Origin of the sequence: Undibacterium sp. 5I1 (assembly GCF_034314085.1) — a bacterium.
Taxonomy (GTDB): Bacteria; Pseudomonadota; Gammaproteobacteria; order Burkholderiales; family Burkholderiaceae_D; genus Undibacterium.
This window is the reverse complement of sequence record NZ_JAVIWI010000001.1, coordinates 1,976,872-1,998,563: the sequence shown is the minus strand read 5'-3', so window position 1 is coordinate 1,998,563 and position 21,692 is coordinate 1,976,872. Positions and strand designations below refer to the sequence as shown.

Genomic DNA, 21,692 nt, shown 5'->3' with positions numbered 1-21,692 from the left:
TGCATTAATTTGCATTAACGCAGATTGCCAGTGTGTCCTAAAGAATATCTACCCGGCTGAGGCCAGACGGTGAGACCGTGTGGCTCTTGTCCGACAGCGATCTGGATGACCGCACCAGATGTTGTGTCAATCCGGTAGACCACGTCATCGAAGCGGCCAGACAGCCATAAGAATTTGCCATCAACGCTGACGTTACCCATGTCGGGGCTACCACCGCCTGGAATCGGCCATTGTGCTACGACTTTTTCGCTAGCGAAATCGATGACTGTGACACCACCTTTGCCACGACGTTTGCCGTGGATTTTGTGGGTGCCGCGGTTGGCGACATACAGTTGTTTGCCGTCACGGCTCGGATATATACCGTGCGCGCCCAAACCGGTCGGGATAAAGCCGACTTCTTTAAATGCTTCGCCATCAACGATATGCACACCGTCCGCATCCATATCGGCGATATAAAAACGCTTACCGTCGGGAGAACTGCGAATATCCTGTGGCATACCTTTCGCTGAGGTGCAAATTTCGCTGCCGGCAGGGCCGTTCAGTGCAGCTGCATCCGCGCCTTCTTTAAAGCGGGTCCGAGGCACGTTTAATTTTAAATAGCCTTGTACCTTGCGGTTGACCAGATCAATTTTTGCCACGCTGCCTTCGAACTCGCAGGTAAACAATGCATAGCGCCCGTCAATTGAAAAATCTGCATGGTTAATGCCGCCGCATTTAGGTGCATCAATCGTGTATTGCAATGCCATTGTTTGCGGATCGCGGAAATCCAGCCGGTGCAAAGCCTCTGCAACCACAATCGCTGATTTTCCATCCGGCGTGAAATACATATTGTAGGGATCGTCCACCGGCACGGATTTGCCGGGTTTGCTGGTGCGGGGATCAATCGGTGTCAGGCTGCCGTTATTGCTGCGTTCGGCGTTATTGGCGACCCAGAGTGTACGCAAATCCCATGCTGGAACTACGTGTTGCGGGGCGATGCCAACTTTGAATTTGCTGACGACTTTCATGCTGGCCGGATCGATCACGTACACGTCGTTTGAACGCAGGTTAGGGACGTAAACACGCTCCAGATGATCACTGACAACGGGGCTTAAACGCGTGCTGCCGCTCTCGCTGTACAGATTGCGTGGGTCGATTACCGCTGGCATGCCTGGTACCGTCGCTATGGCTGCTGGTAACGCGTTGACCGTTGCGGGAGCGGCCGAGGTGGCAGGTGCGCCGATGACTTGGGTCGCCATCGTGATACCCACTCCAGCGACAACAACGATTGCTGTAGATACGAGACTGACTTTGAGTTTGCTGGCAGATAATTTTGCAGACGTTTTATTCAGATTCAACATTATTTCCTTTGCTTGCGCTTACTTATTTACGCTTATTTGTGCTTATTTACGTTTGTTAATCGTAGCGTCCTCATGCTCGCGCAAGGCTGCGCGGATGGCATTGACGGAAGTTTCTACAATACGCTGTACACCTAATTGTCCCAATTCTACGGTGGCGCGTCGCGGGTCGCCGTACACGCCGTCTTGCGGTCCCGGCTTCGCGGCACGAGCAAGAGCTTCAGTGCGCACCATGGATTTATCAACTGCCAGCATCAATGCGGTATCCGCCAGACCGGCATGAGTACCGATTTCTGCTTCGCTAAAACCGCGACTCTTTAAATCTGCGACATAAGCGGTCTGGGTAATTCGGTAATAATCCAGCAAGGCAATCACCCGGCAGCCAGGATCATTGGCCCATTCGCGATTGAGTTTGGTGGCGACTTTGTCCTCATTTTTTTGGTAACCGCCATGATCACCCAAAAAGATGACATGACGAAAACCATGTTGTTTAAAACTACGGGCAGTTGCCTCCAGAATCGATTCAAAAGTCGCATCGGGAATCGAAATCGTTCCGGTAAATCGCATGTGCGCGACTGGCGGATGAATCGATCCTTCAGGCACATAACTGATCACGGGTGCTACCACAGTATTGCCGAGTTTTTGCGCGATTTGTCTGGATAGCACATAGGCGCGGGTATTGTGTTTGCCGAGCGCAATATACGGGCCGCTTTGTTCAGTACCACCGATCGGCACCAGAATCGTGGTCGCGCCAGCAGCAATTTTGTCGCGTAGTTCAGATGATGACATCTCATCGATATTGACAATCATATTGTCGGAGCTGCTTGCTGCTACATTGGCCACATTGGCTGCGTGGGCTGGCAATGTGCTTGTCAGCAAACAGCTTAAAAGTGAGAAGGCCAAAATTGTGCAAAGGAGTTGCCCGCGTTTCAATGGATGCATCAGCATAATGACTCGGTAGTAGGCGATACGATTATCGCTGTATGTGTGAGCTGTTTCTCCACCGGAGATGCCATTTCAATAGGGATGCTAATTTTGATGAATACTCGTTTCATGTAGCGCTTATGAAGTGCAGTAACTAGTACAGATCGATCTAAAGTCATCTGAACCGGCGGTTGCCGAAAGGCCTCTATTATAGGCGTTTGGGTTTGATGAACTGGCAGATCGCGAGGCTCGTTTAAGAATTTATTGATTCTGCTTAATTAAATTAGAAAAAATCCATGCTGTAGCGAGAAATTTTTTGATGGACATAGCTCGACTGGTGATTTCTAAATAGTCGTTGAAAGCCTGAAATTAGTCCCGATTTTTTTCGGCTATTTTAATAGCTTTACCGTACTTTCAGAACAATACTACCCCTGTGTATTGTTTAATCGTCCAAGGAAACCTTGGGCAATCTAGTATTGTTGCTGAAAATAATGGGGAGTTTATGCTTATGGAAGCAATTAACGGGCTTCGTCTATCCATGCCATCTGGATTCCTTCCAGAATTTTTTCGCCAGAATGTTGCGGATCGTCGTTAAATTCTGCCAGCTCACAGACCCAACGATGCAGGTCAGTGAAGCGTATTGTCAGCGGATCAATATCCGGAAACTTATCGTACAGCACTTCTGCTATTTGCTGAGAGTCTATCCATTTCATGATGCGCTCCTCATTTCTGGCAACGAGTTTAATGATTCTCGCGTGCGTGATTGATCGTATATTTCGGGATTTCTATCGTGATGTCTTGCTTGCCGAGTTTGACCTGGCATGACAAGCGGGAATTTGCTTCTAGTCCCCAGGCCGCATCGAGCAAGTCTTCTTCGTCCTCAGTTGAACCGTTTAAGGATTTAAATCCTTCGCGTATGACCACATGGCAAGTGGTACAGGCGCAAGACATCTCGCAGGCATGTTCTATTTCTACATCGCTTTCTACTAGCGCTTCACACAGAGATTTTCCTTCTTCGGCTTCGATCACTGCGCCATCTGGGCAGAGTACAGGATGAGGTAAAACGATAATTTGTGGCATGGTGTTCTCTATTCTTTTCTCAATAATGACATTAGTGCAGATGACAGATCGCTTGTAAGTTGTGTGCAATGCAGTGTGAAATGCAGTTTGCAACAGAGCTCACAAGAGCTTAAATGTCGTCTAATTTTTTTCCAGATAAGGCAGTACGTACGCTTTGATCCATGCGTCTCGCAGCAAATTCTTCAGTACCATCCGCCAACGCCGTAATCGCTGCTTTTAAAACATTGTGGTCGCTACCTTGCGCTTGCTGGCGTACTGCATCCATCAGGCCTGCAATCGCGGTTTTTTCGGTTTCGGATAAAAGCTGAGCGTCACCTTGCAGTGCTGATTCAGTCGCCAGTAAAATACGTTCGGCTTCGACTTGCTCTTCTTTCAGTGCGCGTAGTTGCATGTCACCTTCTGCCGAGGCAAAAGAGTCTTGCAACATGCGGGCAACCTCATCGTCACCCAAGCCGTAAGATGGCTTGACCGTGATTGAGGCTTCAACACCAGAACGTAGCTCGCGTGCGGCGACCGATAACAAGCCATCAGCATCGACCTGGTACGTAATGCGGATGCGCGCTGCACCGGCTGCCATCGGTGGAATGCCGCGCAGCTCAAAGCGTGCAAGGGAGCGACAATCGCTGACTAGCTCGCGTTCGCCTTGTACGATATGGATCGCTAACGCAGTCTGACCATCTTTAAACGTCGTAAATTCTTGTGCCCGTGCGCACGGGATAGTCGAATTACGTGGGATGACTTTTTCTGCCAGTCCACCCATGGTTTCCACCCCCAAAGAGAGTGGGATAACGTCGAGTAGTAACCAGTCATCGCCGGGTGCGCGGTTGCCCGCCAGCAGATTGGCTTGAATCGCGGCGCCGAGCGCGACCACTTTGTCCGGATCGATATTGGCCAGCGGTGTCGTCTGAAAAAAATCACCAACCGCTTTGCGCACATGCGGCATGCGGGTAGCGCCGCCTACCATGACGACGCCATCGATATCATCGATCGTCAGCCCGGCGTCACGCAGCGCTTTTTTACATGGTGCGATCGTTTTAGCCACCAGCGTTTGCGTGATCTCAACAAACTGAGCCGCACTGACGGTGACATGGACTTGTTCGCCTGATTCTAGTACCGCATCGATCATGGTCGAATTTTTGGTCGATAGAATTTCTTTGGCTTCGCGCGATTTCACCATCAGCAAACGGGTATCGCTATCGGACAAGGGCGCTAGTTGCGCTTGCTGGGCGATCCAGCAAAATAAGCGGTGATCAAAATCATCACCGCCTAATGCAGAGTCACCGCCGGTCGCCTGAACCTCAAACACACCTTTGCTCATGCGTAAGATGGAGATGTCAAAAGTGCCACCACCGAGGTCATACACAGCAAAAATGCCTTCTGACGCATTGTCCAGACCATAGGCAATTGCAGCGGCGGTAGGTTCATTCAGCAGACGCAATACATTTAACCCAGCGAGTTTTGCCGCATCTTTGGTTGCTTGTCTTTGCGCATCATCAAAATAAGCGGGGACGGTAATGACCGCACCGACCAGGTCGTCACCCAGCGCGTCTTCTGCCTGCTGCCGCAAAGTTGCCAAAATCTGAGCCGAAATTTCTACCGGACTTTTAATTCCCGCTACGGTTTTCACTTGCACCATACCTGGCACGTCGTGGAAGTCGTACGGCAAATTTTCTGCGTGGGCAATATCTTTCAGCCCGCGTCCCATAAAGCGCTTGGCTGAAATGATCGTATTCTTAGGATCTATCGTTTGCGCCTCTTGTGCCTTATAGCCAATATGCGCATGACCGTTGGGCAAATAGCGCACCACCGATGGCAGTAGAGCGCGACCCTGCTCATCATTCAACACTTCGGGAATGCTGTTACGTACGGTCGCTACCAGCGAGTTGGTGGTGCCAAGATCAATCCCCACAGCCAGACGATGCTGATGCGGCGCGGTGGACATGCCTGGTTCTGAAATCTGAAGTAGTGCCATTTGTGTTGATCGCTTGATGTTTACAATTAGTTGACTAATATTTTGACTTTTTCTGACGCGATATTCTGCGTCAGCGATTTATTGTGTGGTCGAGGTGATGATATAAACCGGTTTCGAGCATGTATTTTGCTGTTTTATTCGCTTTGACTCAACTTTGCCTGTTTTGCCTTGCCGCTACTTTGTTTTGCAGAAGGCTCGTTTTTGGAGCTAACTCTTAGGGCTAACGAGGTAAACAATGACGTCAACGATACCGCATTGTTAGGTCATGATTGCCGATTGTGCTGCATTCATTCGGTGAATTGCGGTTGTACTTGATGGCGACGACGATCGTCTCTAGATCAATACACTCCCTAATAATTTTATCAAAAACGCCAGATTGTCCAATCATTCATTGGGCTATTAAAACATACTTACTGCCAGTATATTTTTTGTCCCAAGGAAAAAATTGACTGTAATCGAAAAAAAAGGTGATCCATACTCACCTGATTTTTGTGACACTGAATCTGCTATGCCAAAATTCAATCGATCCTCAATCCAATTTTTTAATCTTCAGCAGCGGCAATATCGGCTCGAAATTTTTCCAAAAACATGCAAGCACGTATCAATTGTGCTGCCTGGGCGAAGTTCTGTTGATCTAGCACTTGCCCGACCTCTGCTAGTTGCGCTTTCAGTGCTGCACTGAGTTCACTTTCTAATGCGCTCAATGCCGGTTGATCATCAGATTGTCTTGCATCATCAAATGCTTCACGCCATTCCATTTGTTGCATTAAAAATGTTGCCGGCATAGCTGTATTGGACTCTGTCTGCAAATCCACACCATGTAACTCGCACAAATAAGTTGCCCGTTTCAGCGGTTTTTTTAGCGTCTGGTAAGCCTCATTGGCACGGGTCGCCCACTGCATAGCGACACGTTTTTCTGCATCGCTGGCTTGCACAAATTTATCAGGATGCACTTTGGATTGTACTTCACGGTAAGCCGCGTCAAGCTGGGACTGATCCAGTGTAAATTGCTGTGGCAACTGGAACAGATCGAAATGATTTTGCATCCGCTGTAATTACTTTCTGATGTTAAATCTTAGAGGTCTGCTTTAAATATTTAAATATTTAAATACGGAAGCTTTCGCCGCAACCACATTCGTCTTTCATGTTGGGATTGCGGAATTTAAAGCCTTCGTTCAGACCTTCACGGGCAAAATCCAGCTCGGTGCCGTCGATATAAGGCAAGCTTTTTGGATCGACAAACACTCTGACACCATGTGACTCGAATACCTGATCATCACTGCCGATCTCGTCCACATACTCCAGCTTGTAGGCCATGCCCGAGCAGCCAGTCGTGCGCACCCCAAAGCGTAGGCCTATGCCTTTACCACGGCGTTCCATGTAACGGCTGACATGCTTAGCCGCTTTTTCTGTCAATGTGATTGCCATCTTGGTTCCTGTTGAATCAAATGTACCGACGCCTGAAAACTAGGCGCTTTGTTCAGTTGCGTGCTTAGTTTTGTAATCTAATACAGCGGCCTTGATCGCATCTTCTGCCAGAATCGAGCAGTGGATTTTGACTGGAGGCAGCGCCAACTCTTCGGCGATATGGGTATTTTTGATATCCAGAGCCTGATCCAAAGTTTTGCCTTTGACCCATTCAGTTACCAGCGAGGATGATGCAATCGCTGAGCCGCAGCCATAAGTTTTGAACTTGGCGTCTTGAATGATGCCATCTGCACCAACCTTGATTTGCAACTTCATCACGTCGCCGCATGCTGGCGCACCGACCATGCCGGTGCCGATAGTATCGTCACCTTTGTCAAACGCACCGACGTTACGTGGATTCTCGTAGTGATCCAATACTTTTTCTGAATATGCCATTTTGATACTCCTAGTAGGTTCGCTGCGGAATTAGTGGGCAGCCCACTGAATAGAGCTGATGTCTATTCCGTCCTTGTACATATCCCACAATGGTGACAGCTCGCGCAGTTTGGCCACTTTGGTTTTGATCAGGTTGATCGTAAAATCAATATCTTCTTCTGTCGTAAAGCGACCAATCGTAAAGCGGATTGAACTGTGTGCGAGTTCGTCGCTACGACCTAGGGCGCGTAATACGTATGACGGCTCCAGACTGGCGGAGGTACAAGCCGAGCCGGATGACACCGCGATCTCTTTAATTGCCATGATCAGCGATTCGCCTTCGACATAATTGAAGCTGACGTTCAGGTTGTGCGGAACACGATGATCCATATCGCCGTTGACGTAAGTTTCTTCAATATCTTTCAAGCCATTTGCCAGACGATCGCGCAGGAAACGGATGCGTGTCAGTTCGCTTTCCATTTCTTCTTTCGCGATACGGAAGGCTTCGCCCATACCAGCGATCTGGTGTGTTGCCAAGGTGCCAGAGCGCATGCCACGTTCGTGACCGCCGCCATGGATTTGCGCTTCAATGCGGACGCGTGGTTTGCGACGTACATACAAAGCACCAATCCCTTTTGGACCGTAGGTTTTGTGCGCACTGAAACTCATCAGATCGACTTTAGTTTTTTCCAGGTCAATTTCGATTTTGCCTGTGGCTTGTGCCGCGTCGCAGTGGAAAATGATACCTTTAGAGCGGCATAGTTCGCCGATAGCATCAATCGGTTGAATCACGCCGATCTCATTGTTGACATACATAACAGAGACCAAAATCGTGTCCGGACGAAGCGCTTCTTGCAGTTGCTCAATCGTGATCAAACCATTTTCTTGTGGTTGCAAATAGGTCGCTTCAAAGCCCTGGCGCTCTAATTCACGCACGGTATCCAAGGTTGCCTTGTGCTCGGTTTTGATCGTGATAATGTGCTTGCCTTTGGTTTTATAAAACTGTGCTGCACCTTTTAATGCGAGGTTGATACTTTCCGTCGCACCCGAAGTCCAGACGATTTCACGTGGGTCTGCGTTGACCAAGGCTGCCACATGGCCACGCGCCTCTTCAACGGCTTTCTCTGCATCCCAGCCGTACATATGGCTGCGTGATGCCGGATTGCCGAACTGCGCACGCAAGTAAGGAATCATTTTATCTGCAACACGCGGGTCGACTGGCGTTGTCGCCGAGTAGTCCATGTAAATAGGGAAGTGCGGTGCCAGTATGGTGTCGATCAAGCTTTTTTCCAGCGGGGCGTTCATTGTGATACTCCAAAATTACTGCGGGTTCAATAGACGATATGTTCGTAGATCAATAATGGATCAGGGCTCTATATAATGGATCACGGCTCTATACATTGGCCGGTTGGACGTGAACAGTTTTATGCTGAACGACAACCACCGGTTTTTCTGCGTTTCTTTGTTGCTGTTGATTAACCAGATCTTGTAGTGAGACAGAATCAAGATAATCCACCATTTTTACATTCAGTGTTGCCCACAATTCGTGGGTCATGCAATGGATGCCATTACTCTGTTCACTGCCATGGCAATTACCTTTGCCGCCGCATTGGGTCGCATCCAAGGCTTCATCGACAGCGATAATAATGTCGGCGACGGTGATTTTTTGTGCTTTGCGCGCCAGCGTATAGCCGCCACCTGGACCGCGTACGGATTCGACGATTTCATGGCGACGCAATTTACCGAATAACTGTTCCAGATAGGAAAGAGAAATATCTTGCCTCTGGCTAATGCCAGCTAAGGTGACAGGACCTTTATCTTGGCGCAAAGCCAGATCGATCATTGCTGTCACAGCGAAACGGCCTTTGGTGGTCAGGCGCATGAGTGGTTTGCTCCAGGCGAAAATTCGATTGCTGTTTTAGTGAAAAATCACTAATTAGCTCAAACAGTGATGAGGTAAAGCTTGAGCGATTGACTCAAGTATAGCAAACTTGAGTGAATTTGTCAGGTATAGGCTTAAATTAGGAATTGACGCACATGCGGGTTCTGGGATTTTATCTAAAACTGAGACTGGGTATGCCTTTGCCGGCAGCCGATTTGATTATTTCTTACCGGCTCTACTTTATAAATTTTTTTGCTTGTTAGTTGTTTCCCGATTGCAAGTAAATCTGTTCTAGTTTTTCTCTTGCCCAAGGTGTTTTACGCAAAAATTTGAGGCTGGATTTAATGCTGGGATCAAGCTCAAAGCAGCGAATGCTGAGCTGTTGTGCCAAGCCTTCCCAGCCATATTGTTCTACCAGTTTGGTCAGAATTGATTCCAGGGTAATGCCATCTAAGCTGATTTTTTGTACTGTGTTGTTCATCGTGTTTTATTAAAAAATTATTTAAACCGGAATTAATTTAAGACAATATCAGCGCGATCCTCGTTGCATATGGATGTCATCTACGGCTGTCAAATACGGCAAATCAAAGGCAATAAATCAACATCTTTACGGTATGTACCAGAGTTCTGGCCGATTCAGCGGTAGTTTATTTGGGCTGATAAGAGGATTTTTTAGTTTGATGATGGTTCTGTTTTTAAGATTGATATTTTTAATTGTGGCTTGGTGGTACTTCAAAAAAATTTTTTCAAACTCACCGGTTTTTATCATTTCCTCTAAACCTTGTTGTATATCTTCAGCCAGCTTGGGATTACGGGGACTGACAAAAAAGTAATAGGCTGATTGATAATGTAATGCGATATGCGTATCAATATGCAGGTTCTGCTCGGGATGCGCTTTATATTCATTCTCTACTTCAACAATCGAGCGAGGAAAATACATGAATCTTCCCGCCTCCAACATAGAAAAAAGTGGTTCGTAGGTCGTAGAAACTTCTACCGGCAAGCCATTACTTTTCAGGATGCCGACATCTGGCCAATCTTGCTCCTGACCTGCGGACAAAGCGGCCAATGCTTTGATCGATTTAATCTCTTTAAAAATATCGCTATTTTCTCTCGTTACGATCGGAATTCTCCACCCGATCAGACCTTTGTCGATGGGGATTCTTACCGGTATTAATTGCGCCTCACGCTCGTCCGTCGTCATGGTCCATAAAATATCAATCAGGCCAGACGCTGCCGTCATTTCATAGATTGATCTACCTTGCTGCATTTTTGCAATGCTGGGTATTAGGCGATAATTATTATCAGAATTTTTTAATGCAGTTCTGAGCAATTCAAGCACATATTTATTGTGTGGATCGTTGGTTGCGACCGAAGCTGGATAGCGAATTTGTACAGTCGGTTTAGCAATGGCGATCACTTGGCTGGCCAGACAGATCAGGCAGATGGCGAGAGAAATTGAGTAGGGTAAGCGTTTGATTAACATGAACTAGGTACTTGTTAAAAACGAGCTAAAGCCACGTTGTAGGCCAAATACGCTTTTCGTTCTTCTGTGTAATCCCACCAAGGCAGAGCGGGTGCGCCTTCCATAAAACGTACTACTGATATGAAGGTGTCGATCACACAGGGATCGTGCCTCGCATTTGTGAGAATGCACAATTCATCATACATGGCATACGGATCTCGCCCCTTGAGTTGTTCTGGTCGCTCTATACCGAGCAAGCGTAAATCACCCGCGCAGGCTTTACCTACATTGGGCAAATCTTCTAGCTTACGGATTTTTTCTCTTGGTGGCTTAGGCATATCAAAAAAAGAGATTAAGGGACAAATGGCTGTTTAAAAATTTAAGGACGATACCAAAGCTCAGGTTTATTCAACGGCAATTTTTCTGTCGAGAGCAAAGGATTAGTTAGCTCTATGACGATTCTTTGTTTAATGTTGGCTTGCTTAATTGTTACTTGCAGATGTTTTTGAAATATTTTTTCAAAGCTACCATTTTTGATCATTTCTTCAAGACCATTCTGAAGATCTTCTGCCATCTTACGCTCACGTGGCGTGACAAAAAAATACATCGCTGCCGGATAGTGCAAGATGATATTTTTGTCTATCGCAAGGCCATGCTTGGGATGGGATTCGACTTCTTTTTGAATTTCAAATACTGACCGTGGAAAATAATCGAATCGCCCAGCTTTAAGCATATTAAATAAAGGCTCGTAAGAAGTAGACGTATTCACTAACAAACCGTTATTTTTTAAAATTGCAACGTCTGGCCAGTCAAGCTCTTGTCCTGCGATAAATGCATTTAAATCTTTTATCGATTTTACGTTACGAAGTAAATCACTATTTTGCATTGTCACCAGCGGAATACGCCAACCAATCAAGCCTTTATCGATGGGGATTCGGATGGGAATTAATTGCGTCTCGCGCTCATTGGTTGTCATTGTCCACAGGATATCTATCCCGCCAGTGCCAGTCGTCATCTCATAAATTGCTCGCGCCTGCTGCATAGGATCTTCATTGGCTATCAGCTGATATGACTGGCCGCTATGTTTTATCGCTTGCCGTAATAGCTCCAGAATATATTCACCCTGGGGATCATATAGTGCAGAGAGACGAGGGTAGCGAATAATCTGAGTCGTCTGTGCGGATACGCAAGCAGGTTCCGCCAAATATAAAAACAGAGTAAAAATAGAGAGCAACTGCTTGATAGACATCGGAGATCACCTATGAAGTTGTTCTGCTGCTGAATGTTGTAATACATTAAGAGATTAGTTTAATCTGCTTACTCATTGATGAGTAGGTGAATGTATCTTTTATGTTAAACCGAGATTTTCATTAGGCGCACCAAAGCTGCTATTTGAGTACTGACGGCGCATTTCCCGTCATTTTTTTTGATGCTCTTCGTTGCTAATGGCTAGCTATGCGTACCTAAATCAGACTAAATTCGCTTCAAAACTGCCTCGAAAAGTAGATTCGTCATCAGCGCAAATCCTGATGAAAAATCTCGGTTAAAAAAAACCACCAACAAAGCGGCGGTTTTAAAAAGAAGTAAATATTGATCAGATATCGAAACTAATACCTTGTGCCAATGGCAGTGAATTACTGTAATTGATGGTGTTGGTTGATCTGCGCATATACGCTTTCCAGGAGTCGGAGCCAGATTCGCGACCGCCGCCGGTTTCTTTTTCACCACCAAATGCACCGCCGATTTCTGCGCCTGACGGACCGATGTTGACGTTGGCAATACCGCAATCGCTGCCACTGTCAGACATAAAGCGTTCTGCTTCCCGCATGTCAGTGGTGAATATAGAAGACGACAAACCTTGCGGTACTTCGTTGTTCCAGTCAATCGCTTGTTGCAGATCGGTATAGCGCACGATGTACATAATTGGCGCGAAGGTTTCATGATGCATGCTGAGAGTTTGCGTTGGCATTTCTACTAATGCAGGCCGCACATAAAAACCGTTTTCGCATCCTTCAATTGTCACCCGTTCGCCACCAAACACTTTGCCTTGTTCTGCACTGGCCGTTGCGAGTGCCGTTTGCATTGCATCAAATGCTGCGCTGTCAACCAGTGGTCCGATCAATGTGGAGTTGCTACCCGGATTGCCGATTGGCAGATCTGCGTAAATTCTCTTCAAGCGTGGTATCAAGGCGTCATACACGCTGTTGTGTACGAACAGGCGACGCAGGGTAGTGCAGCGCTGTCCCGCAGTGCCAACGGCGGAGAAAGTAATGCCGCGAACTGCCATTTCCAGATCAGCGCTTTCAGCGACGATCATGGCGTTGTTGCCACCCAGCTCTAGGATGGTACGGGTCAGACGTTTGGCGCAGGCTTCAGCTACCTGACGACCCATACGTGTGCTGCCAGTTGCGCTCACCAATGCAACACGTTTGTCGTTCACCATTTGTGCGCCAGTGCTACGGTCACCGATAATTAGTTCTGCCAAGCCTTCCGGAGCGTCGCTACCAAATTTTGCGACGGCTTTCATAAATAAAGCGTGGGTTGCGATTGCAGTCAGAGGTGTTTTTTCTGAGGGTTTCCAGGTCACGCTGTTACCGCAAACGAAGGCTAATGCCGCGTTCCATGCCCATACTGCAACCGGGAAGTTGAAGGCAGAAATGACACCAACGACACCAAGCGGATGCCAGACTTCCATCATGCGATGGCCTGGACGTTCTGATGCAATAGTTAGGCCATATAACTGGCGCGACAAACCAACTGCGAAGTCGCAGATGTCGATCATTTCTTGTACTTCGCCTAAACCTTCTTGAAGAATTTTGCCGGCTTCTAAAGTCACTACCAGACCGAGTTGTTCTTTATGCTGGCGTAGTTCTTCACCGAACAAGCGGACTAACTCTCCACGACGTGGCGCTGGCACATTACGCCAGTGCAAAAAGGCTGCTTGCGCACGAGTGATTTTGGCATGCACCTGGTCTGAATTATCTGCTCGCAAAGTGGCGAGAGTAGCGCCATCGATTGGCGAAACACTAGACAGATCCTGACCTTGGTAGTCGGCGAGATTAACACCGAGTTGACTTAACACTGTTGCGATATTCATGTTGTCCATATTGGTCTCCAAAATGGTTTGTCTGGCTATGGCAGCGTATCTGGGTTAGATATGTTGCGGATGCGCCTTGACGAATGAGGTTTAAAAATATTGCTACAAAATTTAAAAATAAATAGGGTGGGCAGTGAAAAACAATGCGCACCCTGAGCGAAGAGATTGTAATCGCTAACGAACCTTCATCTGGTTAATTACCGAATTTAGTTACTTAGCTTATGCCGCGTAATACTGACCGAAACGATTCGCCAGGAAATCAGCCAAATTTGCCTGCTCTTGACGCACCAGACCATGCTTAGGTAATTTGCCAGTCACAACCAAATCCACCATGGCGCAAATGCCGGATGCCGTAGTCAACTGGATAGCTGACAGCAATTGTCCGTTGACGACTTGAGCGTAAATTTTCTTAGCGTAGGACTCTTGTTCCAGACGACCTTCACGCATACCGACTACGCTGACAAATACCAATACCACGTCTTGCTTGGTCATTGGAATGGAGGTTTCTAATACGTCTTTCAAGATTGGACGACGTTCCAGTTTGCCCAATTCCAAATCGCGGATCAACATTTTGACGATATCGCGATGACCGGGGTAACGCACGGTTTTGTAGTTCAGATTTTGGACTTTACCTTGCAGACTCTCGCATAAAGTACCTAAGCCGCCGGAGGTGTTAAATGCTTCGTAATCGATACCATCCAAGGAGAAATGTTCGATTTCTTCCAATGCTGCTGTCTCGCGCAACTGACCGTCAACGATGGCTTCGCAAGGATTGCAATATTCGTTGATCAGACCGTCAGTGCTCCAGGTCAGATTGTATTTCAACGCGTTATTCGGGAAGGTCGGCAAAGCACCGACGCGCATGCTGACATCACGCAGACTATCAAAACGTTTTGCGACATCATTAGCGACGATAGAGATAAATCCTGGTGCCAGTCCACATTGCGGGACAAATGCGCAATCCGCGCCTTCTGCCAGTTGTTTGACGATGCGTGTGCTTTCCACATCTTCGGTCAGATCGAAATAATGAGAATTGGCCGCTTTGGCTGCGCCAGCAATGATAGGTGTCAAAAAGTAAGGACAAGCAGACAACGTCACTTTATGACCGCGGATCAGCTCAGTTACTGCCGCTTTGTCACCCAGATCCAGTTGCACTGTGGTTACGTTAGGGAAGCCCGCTTGAGCCACATATTTCAGACGTTCTACATCACGATCAGCAACGGTAATTAGGTAATCGCCGGTGTGTGAAAGCAAATTGAGGATAGCGTCGCCGATTTTGCCGGCGCCAAGCAGAATGAGTTTAGTGGTCATGGGAGTCTCCAGAGGTTTGGTGTAAAAAAGCTGTAAATGTTTTGGCAATGGTGTCAGTGTAAAAGCAATGTTTGTCAGATAATAGAGTGTAAATTATCGTCAATATGCAGGATTAAAATACAATATGACTGATAATTACTACAATATGACTATATGGAGTACCAATGAAGCCCAACCTAGACGATATCGATAACAAAATTCTCGCCTTGCTAATGGATAACGCCCGGCTGCCAGTCACCACCATCGCAAAACAAGTTGGTATCGCCAGAACCACGGTGATTGCCCGTATCAGCGCGTTAGAAAAGCAGGGGGTGATAGCTGGTTATGGACTTAAGCTGAATCAGACTATGTTTCAACCAGCTGTGCGGGCATATGTAGGCTTATCGGTAGAGGCGCGTTTTGCTCCCAATTTGATGAAATATTTACAGCAATTGCCCGAGGTGGAGACTTTGTGCGCGGTGAGCGGCGCGATTGATTACATGCTGACTTTGCGTTGCGGCACCACCGAAGTGTTAGATCGCTTGTTGGATCAGATCGGTGCATTAGATGGCGTGCGGCAGACTTCGACGTCGATTATTCTGAGCAAACGGATTGACCGTAGTGCTTTATAGATCGGACTTACGCAAAACTGCCCCAGCTGCGTTGCAGCTCGTCGCCGTACTAAAGTAATGTCGTCGTTGCTGCGCCTTGCCGGGACAATTTTGCGAAAGCCCTAATGGAGAAAGTGCGAGATAGATTACTATACAGATTCGCCTGCTTTGAGGTAGCAGTAAAAAAGTAGCAATGAAATACGATGTTTGTTAAAAATAGCTGGAGTGAGCTTGCAATACATTTATCATAATTTTTTCACAAATTACTGAATTTGATCATAATAAAAACGTAGTCTTTTTATATACTCCAATGGGGTATATTTTAGGCATCCAAGTATTTTTTAGTCTGTAGCTTAGTTTTATTAAAAATAATCGGGAGTATATTGGTATTGATCTAATTTTAAAAAGTTAAATTGAACAAAATTGAGGAGTAATTGAGCAATTGTGCTCATGAGGGTATTCAAACAAGCCATGTAGGAGACCTTGATCTTCAGCAAACATTATTAAGATGCGAAATCAATATCTTGGCTAATGCAGAAATTCAGGAGTTATTGGCAGGCTTACTTTGCATTTTTTTATCGCCGGTAGCGGACTTTTTAGGTAAGTTACTATCCGCGAAATGCGTATTAGTTTGCTGGAGAATTTGCAAGTGTACTGAAGCTCTGTCCATCCCGCCTCTTTCAAGCATGATTACATTGCGCGCAGATGTGCTGGCTGGCGTGGCATCTAAACTACTTTGCGTTGCAACAGGTGTCGCAATTGCCATGGCGACAAAATACTCACTGAAAGCCGTGCTAGCCAATAGTGTCAAAACAGATAAACCGAAGAGAGTAGATTTTTTTAACATAATAGCTCCGTATTTTAAATGAATTGCACCCGGCTGAAGGCTTTAATTGTGTAAATTGTTTGTGTGTGTTTTTCTACATGACTGACACATTACTTTTTGCTGTATGGTAAATAATCAAAGGCTTATACCGATTGGCGAATGATTTTGTTGGATTGCGCTGTTGCCTGACGGATTGCTAAAGTATCTTTGTCCATGGCTATTTTTTCTTCTGTAGTCAAACGCTTGGCAGAGATCAGCACGGTTTGGATTGCTGGTGAGGTTTGTTGATCGTAAGCCACTTTTTCATCTGCGCTTAGACGTTTGGCGACGATAGTTACCGTTTGGATTGAGTTATCGCTGCTCTCATTACCGCTGTTATTACCCTTAACTGGAGCTTGATAGGCTGAAGAGACTGCTAAAACTCCAGCGATCAATGCGATGGAGAAGATGCCAGTAGTATTGAATGCGTTGATTGTTTTCATGATGATGCTCCTGTGATTGAATTAAAAGGATTTCAGTGAATTTGTGTTTCTTTGCTGCGATGTAATCACTGTAGGTCAAGGCATCATGAGTTACCACGCCAATGCGACGAAACGCATAAAGCCTGGGATAAAGCAGGTTAAAGTGCAGCTGGAGCGTAGGGGGACTTTTCGGAGTTTCTAAAAACTCAGGCCCAATTATGCTTGGCAGGACAACTACAGCGGTTGAGAACTAAATTCGCGCTGTTAGCGATTTTGAGGAAACGAAAATTAGGCTGAGCTAATTTTATTGGGAGTAACAGGCCTGCATTGAGATTGTTTTAAAAGTCCGGGGGAGTTCGGTGTCAAGACCCGGTTCCCCCAACTTTGGTAGTTTTTTGCTATTTGAGACTTATAACTTACTTACCCAATTGCGTCGGCATTGCAGGAGCCCGCTGGCGCTGTACTGCCTGATAGGTCTGCATTTTTTGCACGACATTCTGGATCGCTGCGTCGAGTTGTGTGTCGTGTCCGAGGTTGACTTCTGTCGGATCTAACTCGACATCAATGTCTGGTGCGACGCCTTCATTCTCAACACGCCATTCGCCGTCTGGGGTAAAGAACCGGAAGAACGGTACTAGCAGATTGCCGCCATCGATTAGATCGGGATTGGTAGAGATGCCGATCAATCCGCCCCAGGTGCGTTTGCCGATTAACGCACCCAAACCCAGACGTTTAAAGGCATATGGCAAAAAGTCGCCGCCTGACCCTGCATCCTGATCAATCAGCATGGCTTTAGGGCCATAGATAGCTGCTCCTGGCGTATCAAACAGCAGGCCATCACGGTCCTTCCAACTTGCCAGATATTTTCTGCTCAGGATGTCTGTGATGTAGTTCGCCGCTTGTCCACCGCTATTGCGGCGCTCGTCTACGATCAAGGCAGGTTTATCTGCTTGCGCATAAAACATGCGGTTGAAGTATCGATAGCCAGTTTCACCAGTATCTGGCAGATAAACGTAAGCGACTTTGCCATTGGTTTTTTTCTGCACATACTCACGGTTTTTTTCTATCCATTGCCATTGGCGTAATGCAGATTCATTTCCGATAGGCTGCACGATAATCTGATGGGTTTGCTTGCTGGCCAGGTCGCTGGCAAGCGTTAATGTCACTTGCTTACCTACCGTGTTTTCTAACAGTGAATAGATATTTTTGCTGGCATCCAGAGGTTTGCCATTAATCGCAAGCAAGTAATCACCAGGTTTGATTTGCAGGCCGGGGATTGCTAATGGTGCTTTTAAAAACGGATTCCAACGGTCGCCGGGCAGAATATTTTTAACACGATAATGTCCTTGGTCGATGCTAAAGTCGGCACCGAGTAAACCTACAGCGACTGGTTTTTCTTCTTGTACATCGCCTCCACCAACGCGGTTGTGGCCAACTTGCAATTCACCTATCATTTCTACCAGCAAGTCGTTCAGATCCTCACGTCGTTGCACATGTTTAAGCAATGGCTGGTAGCGTTTATAAATACTATCCCAATCCAGTCCGTGCAAATTGGCATCATAGAAGAATTCTTTTTCCATCCACCAGGCTTCGTTAAAAATCTGTTCCCATTCCTCGCGCGGATTGACCTTCATGCGTAGCTGAGACAAATCGATTGATTTGGTTTCTAATTTTTCAGCTGCATCGCCAATTTCTAGTTTGACTTTACCGGACTGGATCAAGATTTTTTTGCCATCACCGCTGAGGCTGAAAAACGCGATATTTTGTCTGAGGGATTTCGCTTTTTTGTCATCAAAACTAAAACGGAACAATTCTGCATCGTCGTCATTTTTTGCAGAGGGCGGTTCATTGCTGACGCCGGGCTGACGATGCTCTAAATAAAATAGTGAGCCGTCGGAAGCGACCGCCAGCGTATCGTAATTACGTTCTGCCACTGGCAGCGCAACGATACGTTGTTGCAAGCCATCCAGATCAATTTTGACAGGCTTAGTTGGTTTAGTTGGCTTGCCAGAGCTATCGTCCTTGGCTTTATCTTTACTCTCTTTATTATCCTTAGAGCTTTCTTTAGTATCGTCTTTAGCACCTTCTTTTTTGTCGCTATCTTTTTTATCCTCGTCTTTTTTTGCATCATCTTTTTTATCGTTCTCATCACCGCTCTTCGGTAGCAGAGGCGATTTGCCGTCCGCCGCCAATACGGCGACGTAGATGCCATTGCGCAAGGGACGTTCTTGGGTGGACATATCCAGTCCTACATGGGTAGGGCCAGAATTAGTTGACGCAGTAAAGTACAAATAGTCTGCCGCGGCAAAAACAGGATTATCGGCGTGGCTCATGCCATCGGTCAGATTGACGTTTTTACCCGTTTGGAAATCATGCAGTTTGATTTGTGAAAACTGGTTCGCGCCCACCACGGTATAAGCCAGCCAGCGGCTGTCGGATGAAAACGAGACAGCAAATTTAGAGCGTCGGGCGCTCACATCGATCTTGCTGATATTGCCCGTCACCAGACTGATTGCATACAGTTGCAAGTGATTATCCTGTAGCACGATCGTCTTGGCATCCGGTGACCAGTCTAATAAGTTGAAATAGCCTTGCTTGCCCAGTGCATAGGTTTTGGCTTTGTCTAAGCCAGTCTGATCGCGTACGACCAGGCTATGTTGGCGACCTGCATCTGAGATGTAGGCGATCTGCTTGCCATCAGCGCTCCAGATACCATCCTTTTCACGGATACCTGAGGTCTCTGTCAAATTGCGGACTGAACCATCTTTCACCGGTACGGTAAATACATCGCCGCGGGCGCTGACGACGACACGTTTGCCGCTGGGGGACAGACTCGCTGAAGTGATATTGCTGCTGGCGTCTTTCCATTGTGGTCGCGCTTGTATTGCTTGCGCTGTTTGTGACTCCAGATCGACGTGGATGTTTTGTGTTTTGCCGCTGACTGTATCCAGTTCCTTAAGCGCGCCACCGACTTCATACACGACCGTCGTGCCATAAGCACCGAGGTTACGGACATCCCAAACGGTTTCTTTGGTGACTTGCCGTACTGTTTTATTTTGGCGGTTGTAAGCAAACAGATTGGCCGCACCATCTTTGCGATCAGAGATAAAAAATACCTCGTCGCCAACCCAGACAGGATTGCTGTCGTTGGCGTTCTCGTGAGGAATTTTTTCTAATTTGTTATTTGCCACATCCATAATCCAGACCGGTGGCGTGGTACCGCCGCGGTGCTGACGCCAGCCGCTGGTACCGCTATATGCCTGACGGAAAGGGCGATAGGCCAAGAGTTTTCCGTCGCCAGACCAGTTACCTTCAAAGGCAATGGCTTCCATGACTTTTTTCTCGTAACCACCTTCCAGTGGTACTTCATACAACTGGTTACTGCGACTATTCGCGATTTCCCGGTTGGATGAAAACAGCACGCGTTTGCCATCGGCACTCCATCCCACTACCACGTCTTGACCAGGATGCCAGGTCAAGCGCCGCGCTTCTCCGCCTTGGACCGGGATTACATACACGTCGGTATTGTTGTCATAGCTAGCAGAGAACGCTAGCCATTTGCCGTCAGGAGAAAATTTGGGGGCAAATTCAGATGCCGGATGCGTCGTCAATCGCACAGGATGTTGCCCGTCGCGGTCTGCCAGCCAGATGTCGCCTGCATACACAAACGCCAGATGGTCGCGGGACACCGTTGGTTGGCGCAGCAGCAGCGTATCGGCAGCGTTTGCTGCCTGGGTAGTAAAACAGCTTGCCAGCAAGATGCTCAGAACAGATAGACGACCAAGTTGATGAATCCGCATTCGACTCCTCCTTTATAAATTTTCTGATTCAGGCAGGCGCCTGAGTAGGTTTAGACTGACGCAAAATTTAGCACACACAGTTGCTATTGCTGCGTCTTGTCGACGCAAATTGTTTCAGTCTTATTATATTAATGAATTACATAGACTATTTCACCATAGAAATAGTTCGAAGTTTTAAAAAAATACCTCGGCGAGGTCTAAGCGTTATAGGCAGTATTGCGTTATTTGTCGATCTTGTTTGTGCTCAAGATGCCTGGTATGGCACGAAGTGAATCACTTGGTATTTTAATTAATAGGGGAGTATATTGATAAATACGCCTTCAATACCATTAATCATATGGACAATAAAATATACTAACAAGGAGTATGTTTTATGAAAGATTATTTTTTTTAATTTAACTGGTAATGTAATCGTATGTTTGTTGGCGTATTGTCTGCCTGTCGTTGATTGCGGTAATGAAGCCTTGGTCGCTTTCGGTCACAACTCAATTCTTATCCGTTAGATGTTGAAGAGCGCATAAAATAGCGTACCTCAATATTTCATATTTATTCGCTGGCAATACTGCACTCGATCTGATTTATTGCCTGCTACCGTCTGAAAATCGTCTCCCAGTTCCAATACAAGAAAGTACACCATGAGCAGTTTGCCGCAATGTCCTCAATGCCAATCCGTCTACACCTACGAGGACGGCAGTAATTTTGTCTGTCCAGAATGTGCTCATGAGTGGAGCAAGGACGCAGTGGAGGAGAGTGCTGATCAAAAAGCGGTGGTGCGCGACGCCAATGGCACGGTGCTCAATGACGGTGATTCGGTCACGGTCATCAAAGATTTAAAAGTCAAAGGTTCTTCTTTAGTCGTCAAGGTCGGCACCAAGGTCAAATCGATTCGTCTGGTGGATGGCGATCATGATATTGATTGCAAAATTGATGGCATAGGCGCGATGCAATTGAAATCGGAGTTTGTTAAAAAAGCCTGATACTGAGTTTTAGCGCATCAGCATGAGGTATCAATAATGTGATTGCTCTGGTTTTTGTTAATTGGATAGCGGCAGGCGGTATACATATGCAGCAAGGCGGGGCTCTAACTTACACATGCTGCATGCTG

Annotated in this window: 21 protein-coding genes; 2 read left to right on the top strand and 19 right to left on the bottom strand. The window is 46.8% G+C overall.

Features of this window, described 5'->3' with window-relative positions; all coding sequences use genetic code 11:
- Positions 1-14: 14 nt before the first annotated feature.
- The 16 genes from RGU72_RS08835 to RGU72_RS08760 form a co-directional block, all read right to left on the bottom strand.
- Positions 15-1,238 (bottom strand): YncE family protein, encoded by a 1,224-nt coding sequence (locus RGU72_RS08835; RefSeq protein WP_322121598.1) that lies wholly within the window; start codon positions 1,236-1,238, stop codon positions 15-17.
- A gap of 144 nt (positions 1,239-1,382) precedes the next feature.
- Entirely contained in the window at positions 1,383-2,216 is an 834-nt protein-coding gene (locus RGU72_RS08830; RefSeq protein WP_322119375.1) for a creatininase family protein, read from the bottom strand.
- A gap of 563 nt (positions 2,217-2,779) precedes the next feature.
- Complete coding sequence (gene iscX / locus RGU72_RS08825; protein WP_322119374.1) at positions 2,780-2,974, bottom strand: Fe-S cluster assembly protein IscX; 195 nt, start codon at positions 2,972-2,974, stop codon at positions 2,780-2,782.
- 28 nt (positions 2,975-3,002) lie between these two features.
- Positions 3,003-3,341, bottom strand: coding sequence for an ISC system 2Fe-2S type ferredoxin (fdx, locus tag RGU72_RS08820; protein WP_322119373.1), 339 nt, complete (start codon positions 3,339-3,341; stop codon positions 3,003-3,005).
- 109 nt (positions 3,342-3,450) lie between these two features.
- Positions 3,451-5,313 (bottom strand): Fe-S protein assembly chaperone HscA, encoded by a 1,863-nt coding sequence (hscA, locus tag RGU72_RS08815; protein WP_322119372.1) that lies wholly within the window; start codon positions 5,311-5,313, stop codon positions 3,451-3,453.
- A gap of 542 nt (positions 5,314-5,855) precedes the next feature.
- Positions 5,856-6,359 (bottom strand): Fe-S protein assembly co-chaperone HscB, encoded by a 504-nt coding sequence (gene hscB / locus RGU72_RS08810; RefSeq protein WP_322119371.1) that lies wholly within the window; start codon positions 6,357-6,359, stop codon positions 5,856-5,858.
- 58 nt (positions 6,360-6,417) lie between these two features.
- On the bottom strand, positions 6,418-6,741 hold the full coding sequence (gene iscA, locus RGU72_RS08805; protein ID WP_322119370.1) for an iron-sulfur cluster assembly protein IscA: 324 nt from the start codon (positions 6,739-6,741) through the stop codon (positions 6,418-6,420).
- 39 nt (positions 6,742-6,780) lie between these two features.
- On the bottom strand, positions 6,781-7,176 hold the full coding sequence (gene iscU, locus RGU72_RS08800; protein WP_322119369.1) for a Fe-S cluster assembly scaffold IscU: 396 nt from the start codon (positions 7,174-7,176) through the stop codon (positions 6,781-6,783).
- 30 nt (positions 7,177-7,206) lie between these two features.
- Positions 7,207-8,460: an IscS subfamily cysteine desulfurase gene (locus RGU72_RS08795; protein WP_322119368.1), complete on the bottom strand. Its 1,254-nt coding sequence runs from the start codon at positions 8,458-8,460 to the stop codon at positions 7,207-7,209.
- Positions 8,461-8,548: 88 nt separating this feature from the next.
- Entirely contained in the window at positions 8,549-9,037 is a 489-nt protein-coding gene (iscR, locus tag RGU72_RS08790) for a Fe-S cluster assembly transcriptional regulator IscR (RefSeq protein WP_322119367.1), read from the bottom strand.
- Between the two features lie 259 nt (positions 9,038-9,296).
- Entirely contained in the window at positions 9,297-9,518 is a 222-nt protein-coding gene (locus RGU72_RS08785; protein ID WP_322119366.1) for a VF530 family protein, read from the bottom strand.
- A gap of 126 nt (positions 9,519-9,644) precedes the next feature.
- Positions 9,645-10,523, bottom strand: coding sequence for a transporter substrate-binding domain-containing protein (locus tag RGU72_RS08780; RefSeq protein WP_322119365.1), 879 nt, complete (start codon positions 10,521-10,523; stop codon positions 9,645-9,647).
- Between the two features lie 14 nt (positions 10,524-10,537).
- A complete protein-coding gene (locus tag RGU72_RS08775; RefSeq protein ID WP_322119364.1) occupies positions 10,538-10,840 on the bottom strand; it encodes a helix-hairpin-helix domain-containing protein in 303 nt (100 codons plus the stop codon).
- 41 nt (positions 10,841-10,881) lie between these two features.
- Positions 10,882-11,517 carry a transporter substrate-binding domain-containing protein gene (locus tag RGU72_RS08770; RefSeq protein ID WP_322119363.1) on the bottom strand — a complete coding sequence of 212 codons (636 nt, stop codon included), beginning with the start codon at positions 11,515-11,517 and terminating at the stop codon, positions 10,882-10,884.
- A gap of 579 nt (positions 11,518-12,096) precedes the next feature.
- Positions 12,097-13,599 (bottom strand): aldehyde dehydrogenase family protein, encoded by a 1,503-nt coding sequence (locus RGU72_RS08765; RefSeq protein WP_322121597.1) that lies wholly within the window; start codon positions 13,597-13,599, stop codon positions 12,097-12,099.
- 219 nt (positions 13,600-13,818) lie between these two features.
- Positions 13,819-14,910 (bottom strand): saccharopine dehydrogenase family protein, encoded by a 1,092-nt coding sequence (locus tag RGU72_RS08760; protein ID WP_322119362.1) that lies wholly within the window; start codon positions 14,908-14,910, stop codon positions 13,819-13,821.
- A 164-nt stretch (positions 14,911-15,074) separates the two neighbouring features.
- Here RGU72_RS08760 and RGU72_RS08755 point away from each other — a divergent pair, with 164 nt between their 5' ends.
- Positions 15,075-15,521, top strand: a complete 447-nt coding sequence (locus tag RGU72_RS08755; RefSeq protein WP_322119361.1) for an Lrp/AsnC family transcriptional regulator — start codon at positions 15,075-15,077, stop codon at positions 15,519-15,521.
- Between the two features lie 520 nt (positions 15,522-16,041).
- Here the strand turns inward: RGU72_RS08755 and RGU72_RS08750 are convergent.
- From RGU72_RS08750 to RGU72_RS08740, 3 genes are all read right to left on the bottom strand, one after another.
- Positions 16,042-16,347: a hypothetical protein gene (locus RGU72_RS08750; protein ID WP_322119360.1), complete on the bottom strand. Its 306-nt coding sequence runs from the start codon at positions 16,345-16,347 to the stop codon at positions 16,042-16,044.
- 122 nt (positions 16,348-16,469) lie between these two features.
- Complete coding sequence (locus tag RGU72_RS08745) at positions 16,470-16,808, bottom strand: hypothetical protein (protein ID WP_322119359.1); 339 nt, start codon at positions 16,806-16,808, stop codon at positions 16,470-16,472.
- A 395-nt stretch (positions 16,809-17,203) separates the two neighbouring features.
- The gene (locus RGU72_RS08740; protein WP_322119358.1) at positions 17,204-20,587 is read right to left on the bottom strand and encodes a S41 family peptidase; all 3,384 of its coding nucleotides are present in this window, start codon (positions 20,585-20,587) and stop codon (positions 17,204-17,206) included.
- A gap of 635 nt (positions 20,588-21,222) precedes the next feature.
- Here RGU72_RS08740 and RGU72_RS08735 point away from each other — a divergent pair.
- Positions 21,223-21,564 carry a zinc ribbon domain-containing protein YjdM gene (locus RGU72_RS08735; protein ID WP_322119357.1) on the top strand — a complete coding sequence of 114 codons (342 nt, stop codon included), beginning with the start codon at positions 21,223-21,225 and terminating at the stop codon, positions 21,562-21,564.
- The last annotated feature ends 128 nt before the right edge of the window (positions 21,565-21,692 follow it).